General features: G+C 54.2%; 15 protein-coding genes. 10 read left to right on the plus strand and 5 right to left on the minus strand.

The window, feature by feature from the left end; genetic code table 11:
• The first annotated feature begins 147 nt into the window (after nucleotides 1-147).
• A complete protein-coding gene (locus BXP70_RS13250; RefSeq protein ID WP_086594579.1) occupies nucleotides 148-786 on the plus strand; it encodes a response regulator transcription factor in 639 nt (212 codons plus the stop codon).
• 114 nt (nucleotides 787-900) lie between these two features.
• Here BXP70_RS13250 and BXP70_RS13255 read toward each other — a convergent pair whose 3' ends face one another.
• Nucleotides 901-1812, minus strand: a complete 912-nt coding sequence (locus BXP70_RS13255; protein WP_086594580.1) for a bestrophin family protein — start codon at nucleotides 1810-1812, stop codon at nucleotides 901-903.
• 523 nt (nucleotides 1813-2335) lie between these two features.
• Between BXP70_RS13255 and BXP70_RS13260 the strand changes: the two genes are divergently transcribed.
• Complete coding sequence (locus tag BXP70_RS13260; RefSeq protein WP_086594581.1) at nucleotides 2336-3943, plus strand: Na+/H+ antiporter; 1608 nt, start codon at nucleotides 2336-2338, stop codon at nucleotides 3941-3943.
• Between the two features lie 92 nt (nucleotides 3944-4035).
• Here BXP70_RS13260 and ettA read toward each other — a convergent pair whose 3' ends face one another.
• Nucleotides 4036-5697, minus strand: coding sequence for an energy-dependent translational throttle protein EttA (gene ettA, locus BXP70_RS13265; RefSeq protein WP_086594582.1), 1662 nt, complete (start codon nucleotides 5695-5697; stop codon nucleotides 4036-4038).
• Nucleotides 5698-5835: 138 nt separating this feature from the next.
• Here ettA and BXP70_RS13270 point away from each other — a divergent pair, with 138 nt between their 5' ends.
• The 3 genes from BXP70_RS13270 to BXP70_RS13280 all read left to right on the plus strand — a co-directional run bounded on the left by BXP70_RS13270 (nucleotide 5836) and on the right by BXP70_RS13280 (nucleotide 9224).
• Nucleotides 5836-7152, plus strand: a complete 1317-nt coding sequence (locus BXP70_RS13270) for an amidohydrolase family protein (RefSeq protein ID WP_086594583.1) — start codon at nucleotides 5836-5838, stop codon at nucleotides 7150-7152.
• A 413-nt stretch (nucleotides 7153-7565) separates the two neighbouring features.
• Nucleotides 7566-8864 (plus strand): DUF349 domain-containing protein, encoded by a 1299-nt coding sequence (locus tag BXP70_RS13275; protein WP_086594584.1) that lies wholly within the window; start codon nucleotides 7566-7568, stop codon nucleotides 8862-8864.
• 138 nt (nucleotides 8865-9002) lie between these two features.
• Nucleotides 9003-9224 carry a DUF2795 domain-containing protein gene (locus tag BXP70_RS13280; protein ID WP_019948259.1) on the plus strand — a complete coding sequence of 74 codons (222 nt, stop codon included), beginning with the start codon at nucleotides 9003-9005 and terminating at the stop codon, nucleotides 9222-9224.
• A gap of 151 nt (nucleotides 9225-9375) precedes the next feature.
• Here the strand turns inward: BXP70_RS13280 and BXP70_RS13285 are convergent, their stop codons facing one another.
• The 3 genes from BXP70_RS13285 to BXP70_RS13295 form a co-directional block, all read right to left on the minus strand.
• Nucleotides 9376-10554, minus strand: a complete 1179-nt coding sequence (locus BXP70_RS13285; protein WP_179197686.1) for a lycopene cyclase family protein — start codon at nucleotides 10552-10554, stop codon at nucleotides 9376-9378.
• Nucleotides 10555-10877: 323 nt separating this feature from the next.
• Nucleotides 10878-11741, minus strand: a complete 864-nt coding sequence (locus BXP70_RS13290; RefSeq protein WP_086594586.1) for an LOG family protein — start codon at nucleotides 11739-11741, stop codon at nucleotides 10878-10880.
• A 200-nt stretch (nucleotides 11742-11941) separates the two neighbouring features.
• Nucleotides 11942-13204: an ABC transporter permease gene (locus BXP70_RS13295; RefSeq protein WP_086594587.1), complete on the minus strand. Its 1263-nt coding sequence runs from the start codon at nucleotides 13202-13204 to the stop codon at nucleotides 11942-11944.
• Nucleotides 13205-13419: 215 nt separating this feature from the next.
• On the opposite strand from BXP70_RS13295, the gene queA reads away from it, so the two are divergent.
• The 5 genes from queA (at nucleotide 13420) to BXP70_RS13320 (ending at nucleotide 17025) form a co-directional block, all read left to right on the plus strand.
• Nucleotides 13420-14469, plus strand: a complete 1050-nt coding sequence (gene queA / locus BXP70_RS13300; RefSeq protein WP_086594588.1) for a tRNA preQ1(34) S-adenosylmethionine ribosyltransferase-isomerase QueA — start codon at nucleotides 13420-13422, stop codon at nucleotides 14467-14469.
• 140 nt (nucleotides 14470-14609) lie between these two features.
• On the plus strand, nucleotides 14610-15332 hold the full coding sequence (locus BXP70_RS13305) for a 2-C-methyl-D-erythritol 4-phosphate cytidylyltransferase (protein WP_086594589.1): 723 nt from the start codon (nucleotides 14610-14612) through the stop codon (nucleotides 15330-15332).
• 212 nt (nucleotides 15333-15544) lie between these two features.
• The gene (locus BXP70_RS13310; protein WP_086594590.1) at nucleotides 15545-16129 is read left to right on the plus strand and encodes a DUF4142 domain-containing protein; all 585 of its coding nucleotides are present in this window, start codon (nucleotides 15545-15547) and stop codon (nucleotides 16127-16129) included.
• A 39-nt stretch (nucleotides 16130-16168) separates the two neighbouring features.
• Nucleotides 16169-16402: a hypothetical protein gene (locus BXP70_RS13315; protein WP_086594591.1), complete on the plus strand. Its 234-nt coding sequence runs from the start codon at nucleotides 16169-16171 to the stop codon at nucleotides 16400-16402.
• A 35-nt stretch (nucleotides 16403-16437) separates the two neighbouring features.
• Complete coding sequence (locus BXP70_RS13320) at nucleotides 16438-17025, plus strand: DUF4142 domain-containing protein (RefSeq protein WP_086594592.1); 588 nt, start codon at nucleotides 16438-16440, stop codon at nucleotides 17023-17025.
• The last annotated feature ends 41 nt before the right edge of the window (nucleotides 17026-17066 follow it).

Genomic DNA, 17066 nt, shown 5'->3' on the forward strand with positions numbered 1-17066 from the left:
TACTATATATCATTAGAATTTACTTCCGCAGCTTCTTACATTTAGCTCACTAGCCAGTTGAGAACTAGCTGCTTACTCGTGCTTGTTAGTTGACGCCCTACCTACCTGTTTGCACTGTCTGCATCCATACCACCGTTTCTATGTCCTATGACTACACCGTCAGGAGCGGTTTTGCTTGCCGCTCCACCCACTCTGCACCGCTTAGGCTTGGCCGTTACGCTACGCGAAACTTGGCCTAACCTAGCCCTTGACACCACCCCCGACCCCGATCAATTGCTTGTGCTCTTGCGACAACAATCGTTCGCGCTGGTCATTGCCGATAGCACCGTGCCGGGTGCTAGCTTACCGGTCCAACTCCTGCACATGCGTCTGCGCTTTCCCCGCCAACAGATCCTCGTTCTTACAGGTGGGCGCCTACCCGCTGCTGTGCGCCAGCAGCTCGTTCAGTCAGGCTATCCGCTGCTCTCTCGCCAAGCCACCCCTACCGACGTAATCGACACCGTGGGTGAGCTGCTGAGTCAGGCGGAAGCCAGTGCATTATCGGTTCCTCGCACGACCACGCGCCGCACTGGACCCGCCACCCCACTCAGCCGCCGCGAACTGGAAGTGCTGCGCCTAGTAGTAGACGACTGCTGTAACCAGGAAATAGCCGACCGCTTGTTTGTGAGCGTGCGCACCGTGGAAAGCCACCGCCGCGCCCTGCTCCAAAAAACGGGCGCCAAGACGCTGGTCGGCTTAGTCGTGCAAGCCATGCGCGAAGGCTGGGTAAACGTGGCCGCTACCTAACTACTGCACCAGCGTGCGTCGTGCCGAGACAAGCGAGCAAGCCGAAGCAACCATCTAGGCTCTAAAGCTAGCTTCTCACCTGACTCGGCACGACGCACGCTTGCTGTCAGCCTTCTACATCAAGTAAAATGACTCCGCCGTTACGGGCTGCGGTATTTCTTTTTCGTCCAGCAGCTGCTTCAAATTAATCTCGATGGTGCGCGAGATGGCCGTCATGGGCGTATCGGTGGGCTTATTGCGGAAGGGGTCTTGCAGGTAGGTGGCTGTCTTTTCCAGCAGGAAGAAAATCGTCGCAAACGCCAGTAGAATGGGCACTTCCACCAAGCCCACCGTTTCTACTAGGCTCAGCGACAGCGCTACCAAGAACAAGTAGATAAACATATGCACCAGCAGCCGATACGTCATCGGGAACACCGTGCTGTTGATGCGCTCGGCCTTTCCCATGGAGTCGCAGAGGCGCACCAGCGTACTGTCGAGTTGCACGTGCTCGTAACTCTCGAGGGCTTGCTGCTGCCGCAGGGCTTTTAAGTGATTGGCGTGCAAGGCGAGCAGGGCCAAGGGCTTGTTGTTATGCTGCCGGATGTAGGCTAGCTCCTCGGCCGTCAGCAACGAAGCTAGGTTAGCAGTGGCGTCTTCTCCTCGCAACGCTTGGCTTAAGCTGTAGCACCACGCAATCTGCCGGTGCACCAGTTGCTTCACCGCGGCTTGCGCGGCCGCTGCCCCAAGCAGGTCGTCGAGCAGAAAGGCTTTCACTTGCAGCGCAAACGAGCGGGAGTCATTCACAATAGCGCCCCACACTTTGCGCGCTTCCCACCACCGATCGTATGATTGGTTGATCTTGAAGGCCAAAATCAGGGAAATGGCACTCCCCAGAATAGTAGCTAGCTGCCCCGGAATGATGGGCATAGACTTGCCGAAATACAGTTCTAGCAGCTCGAAGCCAATAGCAAACACGAGTACTCGTGCAACGTCGGCGCGCACCTGCCGGAAGAAGTAGCGAAAGGGAATCTTTTTTTCGACGAGCATAAAAGGGTGAGATGGGGCTTTGCTTTACGAGGAGGCTAGGGCGTTTTGTTATGCTTGTAAACGCCCGCAGCGCAAAGAGAAGCATAGAACGCTAGCCTTTTTCATGGCTTTTTTGAATAGCATAGCATGCGACACAGTACTAGGCGTCGAAGACACGTGTACATTAAGCACAGCAGTAGTACACCTTTCCAATTTCTTTCCATCCGCTAGAAAAAGCTAGGTTCAGCGCTATTATTCGTGTGGCTACTCATCCATTTAGAAAGCTGATCTAGTCATACTTAGTTGTCCTCGCACGCCAACTATAGGATGACGCCGTTTGCTCATGAAAGTCAGCGTTGCGTTGGCTTCAAAACGGGTGAGACTAACCGCGCTCCATAAGGCGTGCAACTTTTGGAACGCCAACTACAACTTCCAGCGCAAATAGCCACTTCGCATCGTAGCAGCACTACTTGTTGCCAATTTTCGACCTGAAGCGCTACCTTCCGGCTGCTGCCAGCACCTCATCAGTGGCAGCTAATCGATTATGCATGAAAGAATACTGTTAATTCTAGGGCTGCTATTTGTTATGTTGCTGCTCGTGATGTTAGGGCAGAAGTTGCGCATCTCCTACCCTATCTTTTTGGTATTGGGGGGATTATCTCTGAGTTTCGTTCCCGGCTTACCGCCCATCGTTATCGACCCTGATCTTATCTTCCTGATTTTCTTACCGCCCTTACTCTACGAAGCCGCCTGGTACACCTCGTGGCGCGAGTTCTGGCGCTGGAAGCGCCCTATCGGATTGTTGGCATTCGGACTAGTATTTTTCACCTCTACCATCGTGGCCTATGTGTCAAAGGCCGTTATTCCAGGCTTCACGCTACCGCTGGGGTTTCTGCTGGGTGGTATCATCTCGCCGCCCGATGCGGTGGCCGCTACCTCAGTGCTAAAAGGCATCAAGGTGCCGCGGCGTATCACGGCTATTCTGGAAGGTGAAAGCCTTATCAACGATGCCAGCAGTTTGATTGTGTTTAGGTTTGCGCTAGCAGCGGTAGTGTCGGGCACGTTCGTGTGGCAGCAGGCAGCTACTACGTTTCTGTTGGTGAGCGGCATGGGCATTGTGATAGGCTTGGTGGTAGGGCACGGCTTCTACCTAATTCACCGCTATTTGCCTACTACGCCTAGCATCAACACGGTTCTTACCTTTTTGGCACCCTACACCATGTACCTGCTAGCCGAAGAACTTCATTTCTCGGGCGTGTTGGCCGTCGTGAGTGGTGGGCTGCTGATGTCGTTCCACTCACACCGCGTGTTTGATGCCAATACCCGGCTCCAAACGGCTAGCGTGTGGGCTAGCGTAGGCTTTGTTTTGAATGGACTGGTGTTTATTCTGATTGGGTTGGAGCTGCCGCTAGTAGTAGAGGGGCTAGGTACTTACTCGCTGAAAGAAGCCATTACGTATGGCTTGATAACCAGCGGCATTATTATTCTGATCCGGCTATTATGGATGTACCCAGCTGCCTTTTTGCCGCGCTGGTGGAGCTACACTATCCGTAGCAGCGAAGCTAGCCCCGGTTGGCAAGCTCCTCTTGTGCTAGGTTGGGCGGGCATGCGGGGCGTGGTGTCATTGGCCTCGGCCCTATCGGTGCCCCTGCTGCTGGCCAATGGGCAAGCATTTCCGCAACGCAACCTAATACTGTTTATCACCTTTGTGGTCATTCTGGTGACGCTTGTATTTCAGGGCCTCACCTTGCCACTGCTTATTCAATTCACAGGCATTTCGGAAACTGACGAGCACATGCCCGCCGAACAACAAGAGGCGGGCATTCGGTTGCGGCTACGCCAAGCGGCCCTAGCTCATTTAAGTCAGTACTACTCGACGGATATCAGCCAGAACGAGCTAATTCGAGCCTTGCAGCAGCGCATGCAAGCCGAGGCCCAGCGCACCGGCTCCTTGCTCGAAGCCCTCAACTACGACGAGACCAAGCGCTTGGCCCTGCAACGCTACCACCACGTGCTGCTTGATGTGCTGCAAGTGCAGCGCGAAGAGCTATCAATCCTGCGCCACCAAGATATATTTGAGGATGAGATGCTGCGCCACCAAGAAGCCCAGTTGGATCTGGACGAGGCCAAGATCAGCCACATGCCGCACTAACCACTAAAAATCAGACCGTTATAAAACACCACAATAAGAAGGGGCGGCCGAAAGTACTTTCAGCCGCCCCTTCTTATTGTGGTGTTATGCGCTTACCCTAGCTTCTTATACCGCACGCGCTTGGGCTCTACATCGCCCAGGCGCTTCTTCTTGGCCTCCTCATAGTCCGAGAAGTTACCCTCAAACCACACCACTTCCGAGTCGCCCTCGAAAGCTAGGATGTGGGTGGCGAGGCGGTCCAAGAACCACCGGTCATGGCTGATGATAACGGCGCAGCCGGCGAAGTTTTCCAGCGCGTCTTCCAGGGCCCGGATAGCATTTACGTCGAGGTCGTTGGTCGGCTCGTCGAGCAGCAGCAGGTTGGCGCCCTGCTTCAGGGTAGTAGCGAGGTGCACGCGGTTCCGCTCCCCACCTGAGAGCGAGCCAACTTTCTTCTCCTGGTCGCCGCCGCGGAAGTTGAAGTTGCTCACGTAGGCGCGGGCATTCACCGGCCGGCCGGCGAGCAACATGGTTTCCGTGCCGCCCGAAATTGTTTCGAACACCGATTTGCTCGGATCTAGCGTGTCGTGCTGCTGGTCTACGTAAGCCGTCTGTACCGTCGGGCCGACTTCAAACGTGCCGGCATCGGGTTGCAGCTGGTCGGTGATGAGGCGAAATAGCGTGGTTTTACCGGCGCCGTTCGGCCCGATGATACCCACGATACCACCCTGCGGCAGGGAGAAGCTGAGGTTTTCAAAAAGAAGCTTCTCGCCAAACGCTTTGGTCAGACCCTCCGCCTCAATCACTTGCGAACCTAGACGTGGCCCGTCGGGGATGAATAGCTCTAACTTCTGCTCCTTCTCCTTGGCGTCTTCGTTCACCATCTTGTCGTAGCCGGCGAGGCGGGCCTTGCTCTTGGCCTGGCGAGCTTTGGGGGCCATGCGTACCCACTCTAGCTCGCGCTGCAAAGTTTTCTGGCGCTTGCTCTCAGTCTTTTCTTCTTGGGCTAAGCGGCCGGCCTTCTGCTCCAGCCAGCTTGAGTAATTGCCTTTCCACGGAATACCTTCGCCACGGTCCAGCTCCAAGATCCAGCCGGCCACGTTGTCGAGGAAGTAGCGGTCGTGGGTTACGGCAATGACGGTGCCTTTGTATTGCTGCAAGTGTTGCTCCAGCCACAGCACACTCTCAGCGTCGAGGTGGTTGGTAGGTTCGTCCAGCAGCAGCACGTCGGGCTCTTGCAGGAGCAGGCGGCACAAGGCCACGCGGCGCTTTTCTCCACCCGAAAGGTTACCCACTACGGCATCGCCGGGGGGCGTGCGTAGGGCGTCCATGGCGCGCTCTAGCTTGCTATCGAGGTTCCAGGCGTCGAGCTGGTCGAGACGCTCCTGCACCGTACCCTGGCGCTCCAGCAACTTGTCAAAGTCGGCATCTTCGGCGCCGAACGCTTCGTTGATTTCGTCGAATTCTTTAAGCAGGGCCACCGTTTCGGCGGTACCTTCCTGCACTATTTCCAGCACCGTTTTGGTAGGATCGAGCTGGGGCTCCTGCTCTAGGTAGCCCACCGAGTAGCCTGGTGACCACACTACTTCCCCCTGAAACTGCTTATCGACGCCGGCAATGATCTTGAGCAGGCTCGACTTACCCGAGCCATTCAAACCAAGCACGCCAATCTTGGCGCCATAAAAAAAGGAGAGGTAAATATTCTTTAAGACTTGTTTCTGCGGCGGAAAAATCTTGCTCACGCCGGCCATCGAGAAGATGATGGTTTCGCTCATAGGTAGGAATGCTGATTGCTTTCGGAAAGGTAGGAAAGATGGCTCTAATCTGTCGGCTAGCTTTCGGGGGCGCCAGGAAATGAAGGTTGTTTATTGAAGTAAATTCTCCTACTTAGTTCAACTACAAACCTATCCCTCATGCGTTTACGCCTACTTGCCCTGCTTCTACTGTGCTGCGTTCAACTTACGTTCGCTCAAGCACCTTCTTCTCAACCGCTGACGGCCGTAAAATGCGGCCGGCTGCTAGACGTGCGCACAGGCAAGGTGTTGCCCAATGCCGTGGTGCTGGTGCAAGGTAACCGTATTCAGAAGGTAGGCACCAACCTAGCTATTCCGGCCGACGCACAGGTGATTGACCTAGGTAATGCGTTGGTGCTGCCTGGCCTCATCGACTCACACACGCATTTGCTGCAAAACTACGACCCCAAAGTAGGTGGCGACGATCCCAACATGCTCTTGACGGTCACGCAGCTCGGTACTACGCGCCGCGCTTTGCTAGGTGCCGCCATGGGTAGGGAAGATCTGGAGGCTGGCATTACAACCGTACGTGACCTAGGTAACAGCGGCCACAATGGCGATGTGGCCTTGCGCGACGCTATTCGGGACGGCTGGGTGGTGGGGCCGCGCATGGTGGTTTCTACTCGTGCGTTGGCCGCAGCAGGTGGGCAATTTGGGCAGATAACTGCCGAAGCGCAGCAGCTTGTGGCCCAGGAATACGTGACTATCAGCGGCGTGGAGGAGGCCCGTCGCGCCGTGCGACAAGCCGTGTACGACGGCGCCGATTGTATCAAAGTCATCGTTAATACCGGTCCGCGCGTGGTGTCACTGGAAGAAATGAAGGTAATTGTAGAAGAAGCACACCGCGTAGGCAAAACGGTAGCGGCTCATGCTATTGGCGACCAAGCCACACGCATTGCAGCGGAAGCCGGCGTCAACTCTATCGAGCATGCCTACTCTATCCCCGACGACGTGCTGAAAATGATGGTCAAAAAAAACATCTTCTTGGTGCCGACTGACTATCCGGCGGAGTTCTACTTGAGTCTCAGCCCCGCCCCACCTGGCGTTTCGCCCGAAGAATATGCCGTTGGTGCCAAAGAGTTTGCGGACGCCAATCACAAACGCCTTGCCCGGGCCGTGAAAGCAGGTGTGCGCGTGGCGGCTGGCTCCGATGAGTACTATCAAGTGCCAGGCAAAACCCGGGGTCAAGCTAGCCTGCTTATGCTGCGGGCCTACGCCGCTTCCGGTATGTCGCCGCTAGAAATCATCCGGGCCGCTACCCTGAACGCCGCCGAGCTACTCGGGGTTCAGGATCGGCTTGGTACGCTCGAACCTACTAAGTACGCCGACCTGATAGCTGTGGAAGGCGACCCGCTCACGAACATCACGGCCCTGGAGCAGGTACGGTTTGTGATGAAAGGTGGCCAAGTGGTCAAAAATGACTTCCCACGGAAATAAGAATAATCCTGAACTTTCGATTTCACTACTAGTTAAGCCATCAGATAGGTGCAGTAACGCCGCGGGGCTTCCATTTTTGCGTTTCGCTGGGTTTGCAAGCAACCTATCGCTATTAGCGGTGTTTTATTTCAATATACTAGTCCTGTCTGACCCAATGATTTAAGCGCTTATGCTCGCCCTACAACCTAGCTTCTTTCCTTTTTACTTATAACCCCCTACCCACGTTACCCGTAGCGTCCCTGGTACGGTTGTTTACCTGGTTGTCAAAATGCGGATCGGCCGCTAGGTTACAGCAGTGTGCAGTAGCTACGACGGGTGCCGAAACCAGTTATTTTGCTTATCATACCGTAAACTTGTACATCTTTCCGCTCCGAACACCTAGCCCCTCACCTATTCCTTCCGCGTATTAGTTTATGGAACAAAATGACCACTTGCTGGCCGAAGCCCGCCGCTATGGCTATATTCAGGGCGACCAGGTGTGGCTCCGCGCCTTCATGGACCTGCCTGCTCGGCAGGTAGGCCAGGTCAAAGAATCTGAAGAAGCCTCTCTGCACTATTTCGCGCACCGGTTTGAGACCTTTCGCGCGAAGGTAGAGGACCTCTTACAAAAGATCGAAGAATCTGAGAACAAGGGCTCTTTCCTGATGAAAGCCCTGCACCTGAAAGAGCAGGTAGCCACCTACGATGGCCTCGGCGATTTTGAAAGCTTGCACCGCCGCCTCAGCGAAGCTGAGGACGCTATTCGGGTAACGATTGTTCGCAATCGGGAGAAAAACCTAGCTACCAAGATCAACCTAATTCAGGAGGCCGAGGCTTTACGCAACAGCCTGGATTGGCAAACCGCTGGCGAGCAGCTTAAAGAGGTTCGCCAGGCCTGGATCAAGACAGGGCCAGTAGAAAAGCAACTCACTGAGGAGCTGGAAGGCCGCTTTCACCGGGCCGTGGAAGACTTTTACGTCAAGAAAAAGGAATTCTTGGCTGAGAAGAAGCAGATGGTCAACCGTGTGTACGACCGGTACCGCGACCTGATCCACAAGTCGGAAGCACTCCAGAACTCGGATGAATTTGAGGAAACAACCAAAAAGCTGAAGCAGCTTCAGCAAGATTGGAAGGAAGTAGGCGGCACCTTGCCCCGCAAGCAAGCCAACGACCTCTGGACGCGCTTCCGGGCGGCTCACAACCACTTCTTTGAGCGCCTGAAGGTGCACATCAACACGCGCCGTACAGAACCCACGCCGGGCGACGACAACTTAAGCCGTAAGCGGGCTTTGGTAGCCGAAGCCGAAGCGCTACTGAACCGCCCCATGGGAGAAGCCGTGGCGCGCGCCAAGGAGCTACAAGCGGCTTGGAAGAAAGTGGGCCCGGTACGCGGCGAGGAATCGGACCGCGTTTGGGAGCAGTTTATCCTAGCTTGCGACAAGGTGTTCGAAATGAGCGCCTTAGAACACTTCATCCGCAAACGTCAAGCGGGCGGTAACGAAGTGGGTTCCCCGGAGGAGCAGGTAACCAACCGAATTCAAGCCCTACGCGACTTCATCAAATACGACAAGCAAGAGCAGGAAGTATTGGAGGAAAACCTAGGTAAGCTCAGCTCGGCACCCAGCAATGATGCCTTCCGGACCATGCTGCAAGGCAAGATCCGCGCTTTCCAACGGAAGATTCGTACCAAGAACGACTTGATCGAGCTGCTACGCAAGCGTTTGCCCGCTTAAAAAAACATTCCCTCCGTTTTTACGTTGTCCCAGCTTGAGATGCGTTTTAAAGCCGAGGTACCTTGTTTTAAAGCCTAGCTTTTTGCATTTTAAACACCTACTTTCACTTATTCTTTTCTTTTTGTAGCTCACACGACTATGTACTGGACTCTGGAACTTGCCTCGTACTTGGAAGACGCTCCCTGGCCTGCCACCAAGGATGAACTCATTGATTACTCCATCCGCTCGGGCGCTCCGATGGAAGTCGTAGAGAACCTGCAAGCTCTCGAAGACGACGGCCAACCTTACGAAAACATCGAGGAAGTATGGCCAGATTATCCGACCAAAGAGGACTTCATGTTCAACGAAGACGAATACTAAAAAGCAGTTCAGTCGTGCAGGCCGATAAGAGGCTGTAAAACTGAACCCTAGCTTTTAAACCATTGTGGCTGCGGAGTAGAACAAAGATGTTCTGCTCCGCAGTTTTTTGTGGCTGCTACCCGCTATGACCTCGCTTCGGCAAGAGAGAAAACTAAGCGCCGGGAGGGCGCTGCCCTGGGCGGCCGCGCAAGACGTGCCCAATAGAACGCAGGAAAGGCCAGGGCGTCACGGAGTTCATCACCCGTAGGTTGTCGGGCCACGAAGTGCGCTCGTCCAAAAAAGCGAGAATACGCTCCAGCGGGTTTTGCCGAAATAGCTCCGCAAAAATGGCCCGCGTGCTTTCGCCCTGCCGCTGCATAATATCAAGCAGCAGCGTATCAAAAAGCCCAAATTGCCACTTGTCGCCGGTTAGGTCTTCGGGCGGCTGGCCGGTAGTGGCTAGCGCCGTTACCAAGCGCTGGGTGTGCGCCTGAATACGCCGAAAGGCGTAGCCCGTGCTCGGCTTGGCACGACCTGCCCGCGTACCTAGGTTGATAATGTGTTGCCCTTCCTGCGCTGGAAGCGGGTGATCTATCATTGGAATGGCTCCTTGCTCAACCGCTTCAATTCGGAACGCCCGTACCCCGAGTGTTTCGCTCAGGTAGCATCGTAGCGCCGCTTCGTATTCGGCCGTTGGCAGCACTTCCGCCGAGAACAACGTGTACTCAACCAGAGCCCGCCTAGGTGTGAACGGTAGCACATACATAAAACGCGCCTCCTGGTACTGCGGACCGCGGAAATCCATGAACTCAACGATGGATGGATCGAATACGTCATGGTCCGTTTCTACCTCCCACCCCACAAAATGCTGCAACAGGTAGCGGTATTTCGCCGGATCTTTCTCTAGTACGGGAGGGCGACTATCGAACGCGTAGCGCGCCGTAAACTGCCCCGCACTTGTATGGGCACGCACGCCGGTAGCGGTATCTTCAAGCTCCTCCACCATACCCGTCACCCGCCTAATGTGCGGGTTATCTTGTAAGGCGGCGTGCACAAACTGGTAGAAATCGAGCCCGCGAATCATCTTATAACGGTACCGCTGCATCTCAAAAACCTGCTCGTACGCGGGACTGCGAAAAGCTAGCTTGCGCCACTCGTGCGCCACGATGCTGTCGAAAGGGGTCGGCTCGTCGGTCCAGAACGACCACGTGCGGTCGTTTTGGTTTTTTGTCTGCGGCTCAATCAGTAAGACTCGCTTATGTTGCAGGCGCGGCTCCTGCGTAATAGCATACGCTAAGCTTAAGCCAGCCGCCCCACCGCCCACAATAAGGTAATCGAAGTCCGAGTCCACAGAAAAACGACGACAAATAGGTTTCTGTCGCCGCTAAATAACACTGTTTTACTGGTTTAGTTGTGCTAACAAATTGGGGTATGCTTCCTAACTATTTGCTTATGAGCACTATAAACCAAATAAAGGCAAACTGTACTGGTATCGAAATTTCAGCAACCAGCTACCTCCTTCCATCACTCCTCCGCAAAAAGATATTGTTAGCGCCAACAAAGCTAGGCTATGTATAGAAAACTATTCGACCTCAAAAGGCCCTGCCGAGCTAATCGAAGCGGTAGAAGTGCTTCGATCAACCCGGCAGGGCCTTTTGAGGCTCTTGATAACTTTTAGAAGTTTGGCGAGAGCAAATACTTCGAGTAGAAATCGTCGATGATCTTAACGGCCGATGCAGCATCGTCCACGATCTGCACCAGCTTCATGTCTTCGGGCGAGATGTTGTGCTCCTCGTGCAGCATCACATCTTCAATCCACTTAAACAACCCGTTCCAGTAAGCCGAGCCAACCAGCACGATAGGGAAGCGGCCGATTTTGCGAGTTTGAATTAAGGTAATAGCTTCAAACAACTCGTCGAGTGTGCCAAAGCCGCCGGGCATACCAATAAATCCCTGGGCGTACTTCACAAACATCACCTTCCGCACAAAGAAATAATCGAAGTTGATAATCTTGTCCGGGTCAATGTAAATGTTGTGAAACTGCTCGAATGGCAGTTCAATGTTGAGCCCCACGGAGCGACCACCCTCACTACGGGCGCCCTTGTTGCCGGCCTCCATGATACCAGGACCACCACCCGTGATAACACCGTAGCCGTGGCGCACGAGCTTAGCCGCAATTTCTTCCGCTATCTGGTAGTAGGGGTTATCTGCTTTCGTGCGGGCCGAGCCAAAGATTGAAACGCACGGGCCAATCTTGGTCATCTTTTCGAAGCCCTCTACGAACTCGGCCATCACCTTAAAGATCTGCCAGGAATCGGCAATCTTGATTTCGTTCCAGTCCTTATCAACGAACGCTTGACGGATGCGGTGCTCGTCGTCGAGCTGTACAGTCCGCTGGCCGTGGGTTTGCTCACGAATGTCACTGATCGTCGTGACTTTGTTGTCGTTCGCGTTGGGCTTTACGATGGTTCTGCCGCTCCCCTCGTTTAGTGCTTCGTCTTGGTGTTTAGTCCGACTCGTTTTTTTAAGTTTTGCCATTAGTACTGTACTTTTTTGTCCGCCAAGTCGTCTTCTTCGCGCTTCTGCAGCCCGGACAACGCACTTTTAAGAAAAGAATAATTGAAAAACCCGGTGGCAACTGTAGTAGATGCGTTTTTGCCCTAGCGGCAAAAATCGGGGCATGCAAGATAGCACTTTGCCCTAATTGGGCAAGTTGTCGAGCAACTCTTTCCTAGCCGTTACTTCGAGCGAATCGCAATAACGGGATCAAGGTTGGAGGCCAGTACCGCTGGGATAATACCAGCCAGTACCCCAATCACCACCGATACCGTGAGCCCTAGCACAATGTTGCCGGCTGTGAGCGACATAGGCAGGGCCTCCTGGGGAATGAGCGTGATGAGAAACACCAGCAAAATCCCGGTTGCGCCGCCAATGAGACACAGGAAGATGGCTTCAAACAAAAACTGAAACAAGATGAAGTAATTTTTCGCCCCCAGCGACTTTTGAATGCCGATGATGTTGGTCCGCTCTTTCACCGATACAAACATGATGTTGGCAATTCCGAAGCCTCCTACCAGCATGGCGAAGCTACCAATGACGGCTCCCGCCACCCCAATCACGGAGAACAGCGAGCTAATCGCGTCGGCCATCATCTCTGGCCGGTTCAGCGCAAAGTTGTCTTCCTGGCGCGGCTTGAGTCCCCGAATGGTGCGCAAGCGGCCCTGCATTTCATACTCTAGGTCGAGGAGGCCGGGGTCATCGTCGCGGCCTTTCACGGCGATAGTAGGGGTTACGCCGGTCATGCTGCTGCCCGTGTTAAGGGCAAACATCTTGGTGAACATACCAAACGGAATCAGACAGTTGGCATCATTGCCTGAATTGCCCAGAAAGTTTTTACCTTCTTTCTCCAGCACACCAATCACCACGAACTTGCGGCCCCGCGACTTGAACTCCTGCCCTAGGGCCGAGCCATCGGGGAAGACGTTGGCAGCAATATCGGCACCTATAATGGCTACATTCCGAGCGGCTTCTATCTCTTGATTGGTAAAGTAGCGTCCTTCAGCAATGGAAACGTTGGAAACCTTGCGAAAATCGTAGCTCACACCCTGCAATGCGCACCCAGTCATGCTGTTGCTGCCCGCTTTAAACGTGTTACCCCCCACCGCCGCGAAGATGGCAATGCCGTTGTTGTTGGTGCTGAGTGTACGTTGCAGGGCTTGAAACTCTCGCACCGTCGGAACAGGACGATTGAAGTATTTCCACCAGGGAAAATCCTTCTCGAATTTCCACGGCCACTTGGCCACGTAAATCACCTTTTCGCCTAGAAAGTCCATGCTCTGGCGAATATTAGTCTCCAACGAATCGACAACGGTGAACACGGCGATAATAGCAAAAATGCCCACCGTGACGCCCAGCAACGACAGCACCGTACGAAGCAAGTTGGATTTGAGGGCCTGCCACGCAAAGCGGAAGCTCTCTAAAGTCAGACGCAGGGCTAACATCGGAGGAGTAGTTGAGTTATAGAGGAGTAACTACACTTTTATAACGAAGCAAGGAAGCCGCGCTGTTCTGCGTAGGGCCGACGGCAGTAGTGCGCTACGTAGTACGCCGTTACTCAACGAAGTGCGCGGAAAATTAATGATTTATCCGAGGATAGTCCGTACTTTTGTGCCCTCAAATTTTTGTTAGCTTCCCCTTCTATTGCCTTCTGCTGCCCATGAAACTATCCGAGTTCAAGTTTGATCTGCCCGAAAGCCTGTTGGCGCAACATCCGGCCAAAAATCGTGACGAGTCGCGTCTGATGGTGTTGCACCGCGACAGTGGCAAGATCGAGCATCGCATCTTCAAGGATATCATCGAGTATTTCAACGACGGGGACGCGCTGGTACTCAATGATACGAAGGTTTTTCCGGCTCGCCTTTATGGCAACAAAGAAAAAACCGGGGCTAAAATCGAAGTGTTTTTACTTCGTGAGTTGAACACTGAAATTCACCTCTGGGACGTACTGGTAGATCCGGCCCGCAAAATCCGGGTAGGCAATAAGCTCTACTTTGGCGAAAGCGACATGGTAGCCGAGGTAATCGACAACACTACTTCGCGCGGCCGTACCATCAAGTTCCTGTTCGATGGCACCGACGAAGAGTTCTACAAAGCGCTGCATGACCTAGGTGAGACGCCGCTACCCAAAGAGGTTATTCCGCGCGAAACGGAAGCGTCGGATAAAGAACGGTATCAGACCATTTATGCCAAGCACACGGGCGCCGTGGCTGCTCCCTCGGCGGGTTTACACTTCACACGTGAGGTCATGAAGCGCCTAGAAATCAAGGGGGTAGACATTGCCGCCGTAACGCTGCACGTAGGCCTGGGTACCTTCCGCCCAGTCGATGTGGAAGATCTGACCAAGCACAAGATGGATTCGGAGAACTTCATTGTGCCAACCGAAGCCGCGACCATCGTGAATAAGGCGCTGGATGCCAAGAAGCGTGTATGTGCCGTGGGTACCACGACCATGCGGGCGCTGGAGTCGTCGGTATCGGCTAACAGCCGCTTGAAGCCGAATAATGGCTGGACAGACAAGTTTATCTTCCCGCCTCACGAATTCAAGATTGCCAACACGCTGCTCACCAACTTTCACACGCCGGAAAGCACGCTGATGATGATGACCGCCGCCTTTGCGGGTTATGAGTTCCTCATCGAAGCCTATCAGCTAGCTATCAAAGAGAAATACAAGTTCTTCAGCTACGGCGACGCAATGCTCATTCTGTAGCGAGTAAGTGAGTGATTGAATAGCTGGGTGCTGTCGTTCAACATGATTCAGCGACTCAATCACCCTATCAATACAAGAGCCCTGCTGCCTTTCGGCGGCGGGGCTTTTACTTTTGTGTTCTTGCCAAGCCTAGCTCTACTATGCCTGAATCTACCCACTCAGCAACTCAATCATTCAGTCACTCGACGCAGCCGCGCTTTGCTATTATTGTGGCGGGCGGCACAGGCACGCGCATGGGTGCCGATCGGCCCAAGCAATTTCTGGAATTGCTGGGCGAGCCGGTGCTGTTGCATACTTTGCGCCGGTTTGCTGATCCGGCAGTGGAGGTGCAGCAATGCGTAGTGGTCCTGCCAGCCGATCAGTTTGAAACGTGGCAGCAGCTCTGCGCTGATTTCGCTGTTACCATCCCACATGCAGTAGTGGCAGGCGGCGAGTCACGGTGGGCGTCGGTGCGCAATGGCCTAGCTTTCCTGGCTAGCGAACAGGCAGGCATTGTGGCGGTGCACGACGGAGTGCGGCCGTTGGTATCGGCGGAGGTAATCAATACGACTTACACAGCCGCCGCCGAGCATGGGGCAGCTATTGCTGCCGTGCCAGTGAAAGATTCGGTGCGCGGGCTAGCTCAACAAGGCTCTTACGCCTTGGACCGTTCGCGCTTACGCCTAGTCCAGACGCCCCAGTGCTTCGAGCTAACGCTGCTGCGGCGCGCCTACCAGCTCCCGGAGTTGCCCACGTTCACCGATGACGCGAGCGTAGTGGAAGATTTACATCCCATCCGTATGGTACCGGGCGATTATCGCAACTTGAAGATTACAACGCCAGAAGATCTAATTGTCGCTGAAGCTTTGTTGCGCGCACGCTAGACAGTGCGCAAACAGACGACGTTTGCTCCGTTGGCACCCCTCAACAGCGAAAAGGCTTCGGCAGTGTGCCGAAGCCTTTTCGCTGTTGAGGGGTGCCGTTTCGGAAAGAGAGTAAAATTATTTTAATGCCAAACGCTGCTGCTTCGAACCAGTAGCTCAGCCGGCCGTATAGCACAACATTGCCTGCCTACTCTCTCAAGCTCCTCAGTATTATGTTCTTTACCCGTGTTATTTCGACCGCCACTATGGTACTTGCTGCTGTGGCCTGCTCGCCGGATACCAGCAAGCGTGATCCGGTGGCCGATGCCAAGTTCCAAAATGAGAAGCGTATCGGCGACGAGGACATCACCAAGAAGCAGGAGCACGACGCAGAATTCATGGTGAACAGCGCAGGACAAGGCATGCTGGAGCTGGAACTTAGCAAGCTAGCCCAACAAAAGGCAACTACGCCGGCCGTTAAGGCCTTTGCCGCTCAGCTTGTGCAGCAACACGCTGATATGAGCAACGGCTTGAAATCGTTGGCCGATAAAAAGAGCATCGTGCTGCCCACTGGCCTCGGTGGCGACCAACAAGAGCAGGTAACAAAGCTAGGCAACCTAGGCGGTGCTGCCTTCGACAAGCAGTACATGGAAACCATTGTGGATGCTCACAAAGATGACGTCGACAGCTTCGGCGACATGAGCGACGATGCCTATGACGGAGATATCCGGGGATTTGCAGCCAAATACTTACCAGTACTGAAGGAACACCTAGAGTCGGCCGAACAAGTGCAGGACCAAGTAAAAGACCTCAAGTAGTTCTAAGTAATTTTCATTCTTTCGTTCACTTTCCAACCTATGAAACTCTGCATTCTTTCCCTCTTCACCTTCGCAACCCTGGCGCTAGGTAGCTGCAACAGCGCCGAGAAGCGCAACGATGGTACCGCCGGCGAAGCCGTTAGCGACATGGATTCGGCAGCTGCCGACGGCGGTGTTAAAGCTGATGCCACGGTAATCGACAATGACGCGGGCCCGACCGTGACGGCCGATGCTGACTCAGCGGCTGCGGCAGACGGTACGACTGCCAAGTAACCTAGCTTTCCGTTTGTACTCTTGTTACCAATGCCATGAAAACTCCCATTGCTTGCACCGGTCTTTTCGTAGCCTTGCTTCTGCTGGGCAGCTGCTCCTCGCGTCAAGACGCCGTTGAGACTGCGCAGAAAGAAAATGAAGCCAAAAACGAGGCGCAGCCTACGGAAGGCGAGCAAGACAAAAAAGATTTCGACGCCGCGTTTGCAACCAAAGCGGCTAGCGGTGGCCTGCTGGAGGTAGAGCTAGGCAAAGTGGTGGCCGCTAAAGCCTCCACGCCTGAAGCCCGCAAGTTTGGCCAGCAGATGGTAGATGATCATACCAAAGCCAACAACGAGCTAAAGGCCATTGCTGCCAAACACAACATCACGCTTCCGACAAGTCTGGGGGAAGACCACCAGAAAGTGTATAAGGACGTGACGGAGAAGCAAGGCGTCGACATGGACAAAGAGTACCTCAAGGAAATGGTTAAGGACCACGAGGAAGACGTAAAGGAATTCACGGAAGCTTCTGTGAAAGCCAGCGCCGCCGACCTCAAGGAATTCGCAACCAAGAATACCCCCACCCTGCAGCATCACCTGGAAATGGCCCAGCAGATGAGTGCAGCCCTCGATGCAAAAAAGTAAGCAGTGCGCTTCACGTAGAAGCTAGCTTACACCTTTTTATA

This window comes from Hymenobacter crusticola, from assembly GCF_002154225.1.
Classification (GTDB): Bacteria; Bacteroidota; Bacteroidia; order Cytophagales; family Hymenobacteraceae; genus Hymenobacter; species Hymenobacter crusticola.

Bases quoted from the DNA above. Each gene is read 5' to 3' on its own strand.
- BXP70_RS13260 (WP_086594581.1), top strand. From the start codon at position 2,336: ATGCATGAAAGAATACTGTTAATTCTAGGGCTGCTATTTGTTATGTTG.
- BXP70_RS13250 (WP_086594579.1), top strand. From the start codon at position 148: ATGACTACACCGTCAGGAGCGGTTTTGCTTGCCGCTCCACCCACTCTG.
- BXP70_RS13275 (WP_086594584.1), top strand. From the start codon at position 7,566: ATGGAACAAAATGACCACTTGCTGGCCGAAGCCCGCCGCTATGGCTAT.
- BXP70_RS13270 (WP_086594583.1), top strand. From the start codon at position 5,836: ATGCGTTTACGCCTACTTGCCCTGCTTCTACTGTGCTGCGTTCAACTT.
- BXP70_RS13290 (WP_086594586.1), bottom strand. From the start codon at position 11,741: ATGGCAAAACTTAAAAAAACGAGTCGGACTAAACACCAAGACGAAGCA.
- BXP70_RS13295 (WP_086594587.1), bottom strand. From the start codon at position 13,204: ATGTTAGCCCTGCGTCTGACTTTAGAGAGCTTCCGCTTTGCGTGGCAG.
- ettA (WP_086594582.1), bottom strand. From the start codon at position 5,697: ATGAGCGAAACCATCATCTTCTCGATGGCCGGCGTGAGCAAGATTTTT.
- BXP70_RS13320 (WP_086594592.1), top strand. From the start codon at position 16,438: ATGAAAACTCCCATTGCTTGCACCGGTCTTTTCGTAGCCTTGCTTCTG.
- BXP70_RS13255 (WP_086594580.1), bottom strand. From the start codon at position 1,812: ATGCTCGTCGAAAAAAAGATTCCCTTTCGCTACTTCTTCCGGCAGGTG.
- BXP70_RS13280 (WP_019948259.1), top strand. From the start codon at position 9,003: ATGTACTGGACTCTGGAACTTGCCTCGTACTTGGAAGACGCTCCCTGG.
- BXP70_RS13315 (WP_086594591.1), top strand. From the start codon at position 16,169: ATGAAACTCTGCATTCTTTCCCTCTTCACCTTCGCAACCCTGGCGCTA.
- BXP70_RS13310 (WP_086594590.1), top strand. From the start codon at position 15,545: ATGTTCTTTACCCGTGTTATTTCGACCGCCACTATGGTACTTGCTGCT.
- BXP70_RS13305 (WP_086594589.1), top strand. From the start codon at position 14,610: ATGCCTGAATCTACCCACTCAGCAACTCAATCATTCAGTCACTCGACG.
- queA (WP_086594588.1), top strand. From the start codon at position 13,420: ATGAAACTATCCGAGTTCAAGTTTGATCTGCCCGAAAGCCTGTTGGCG.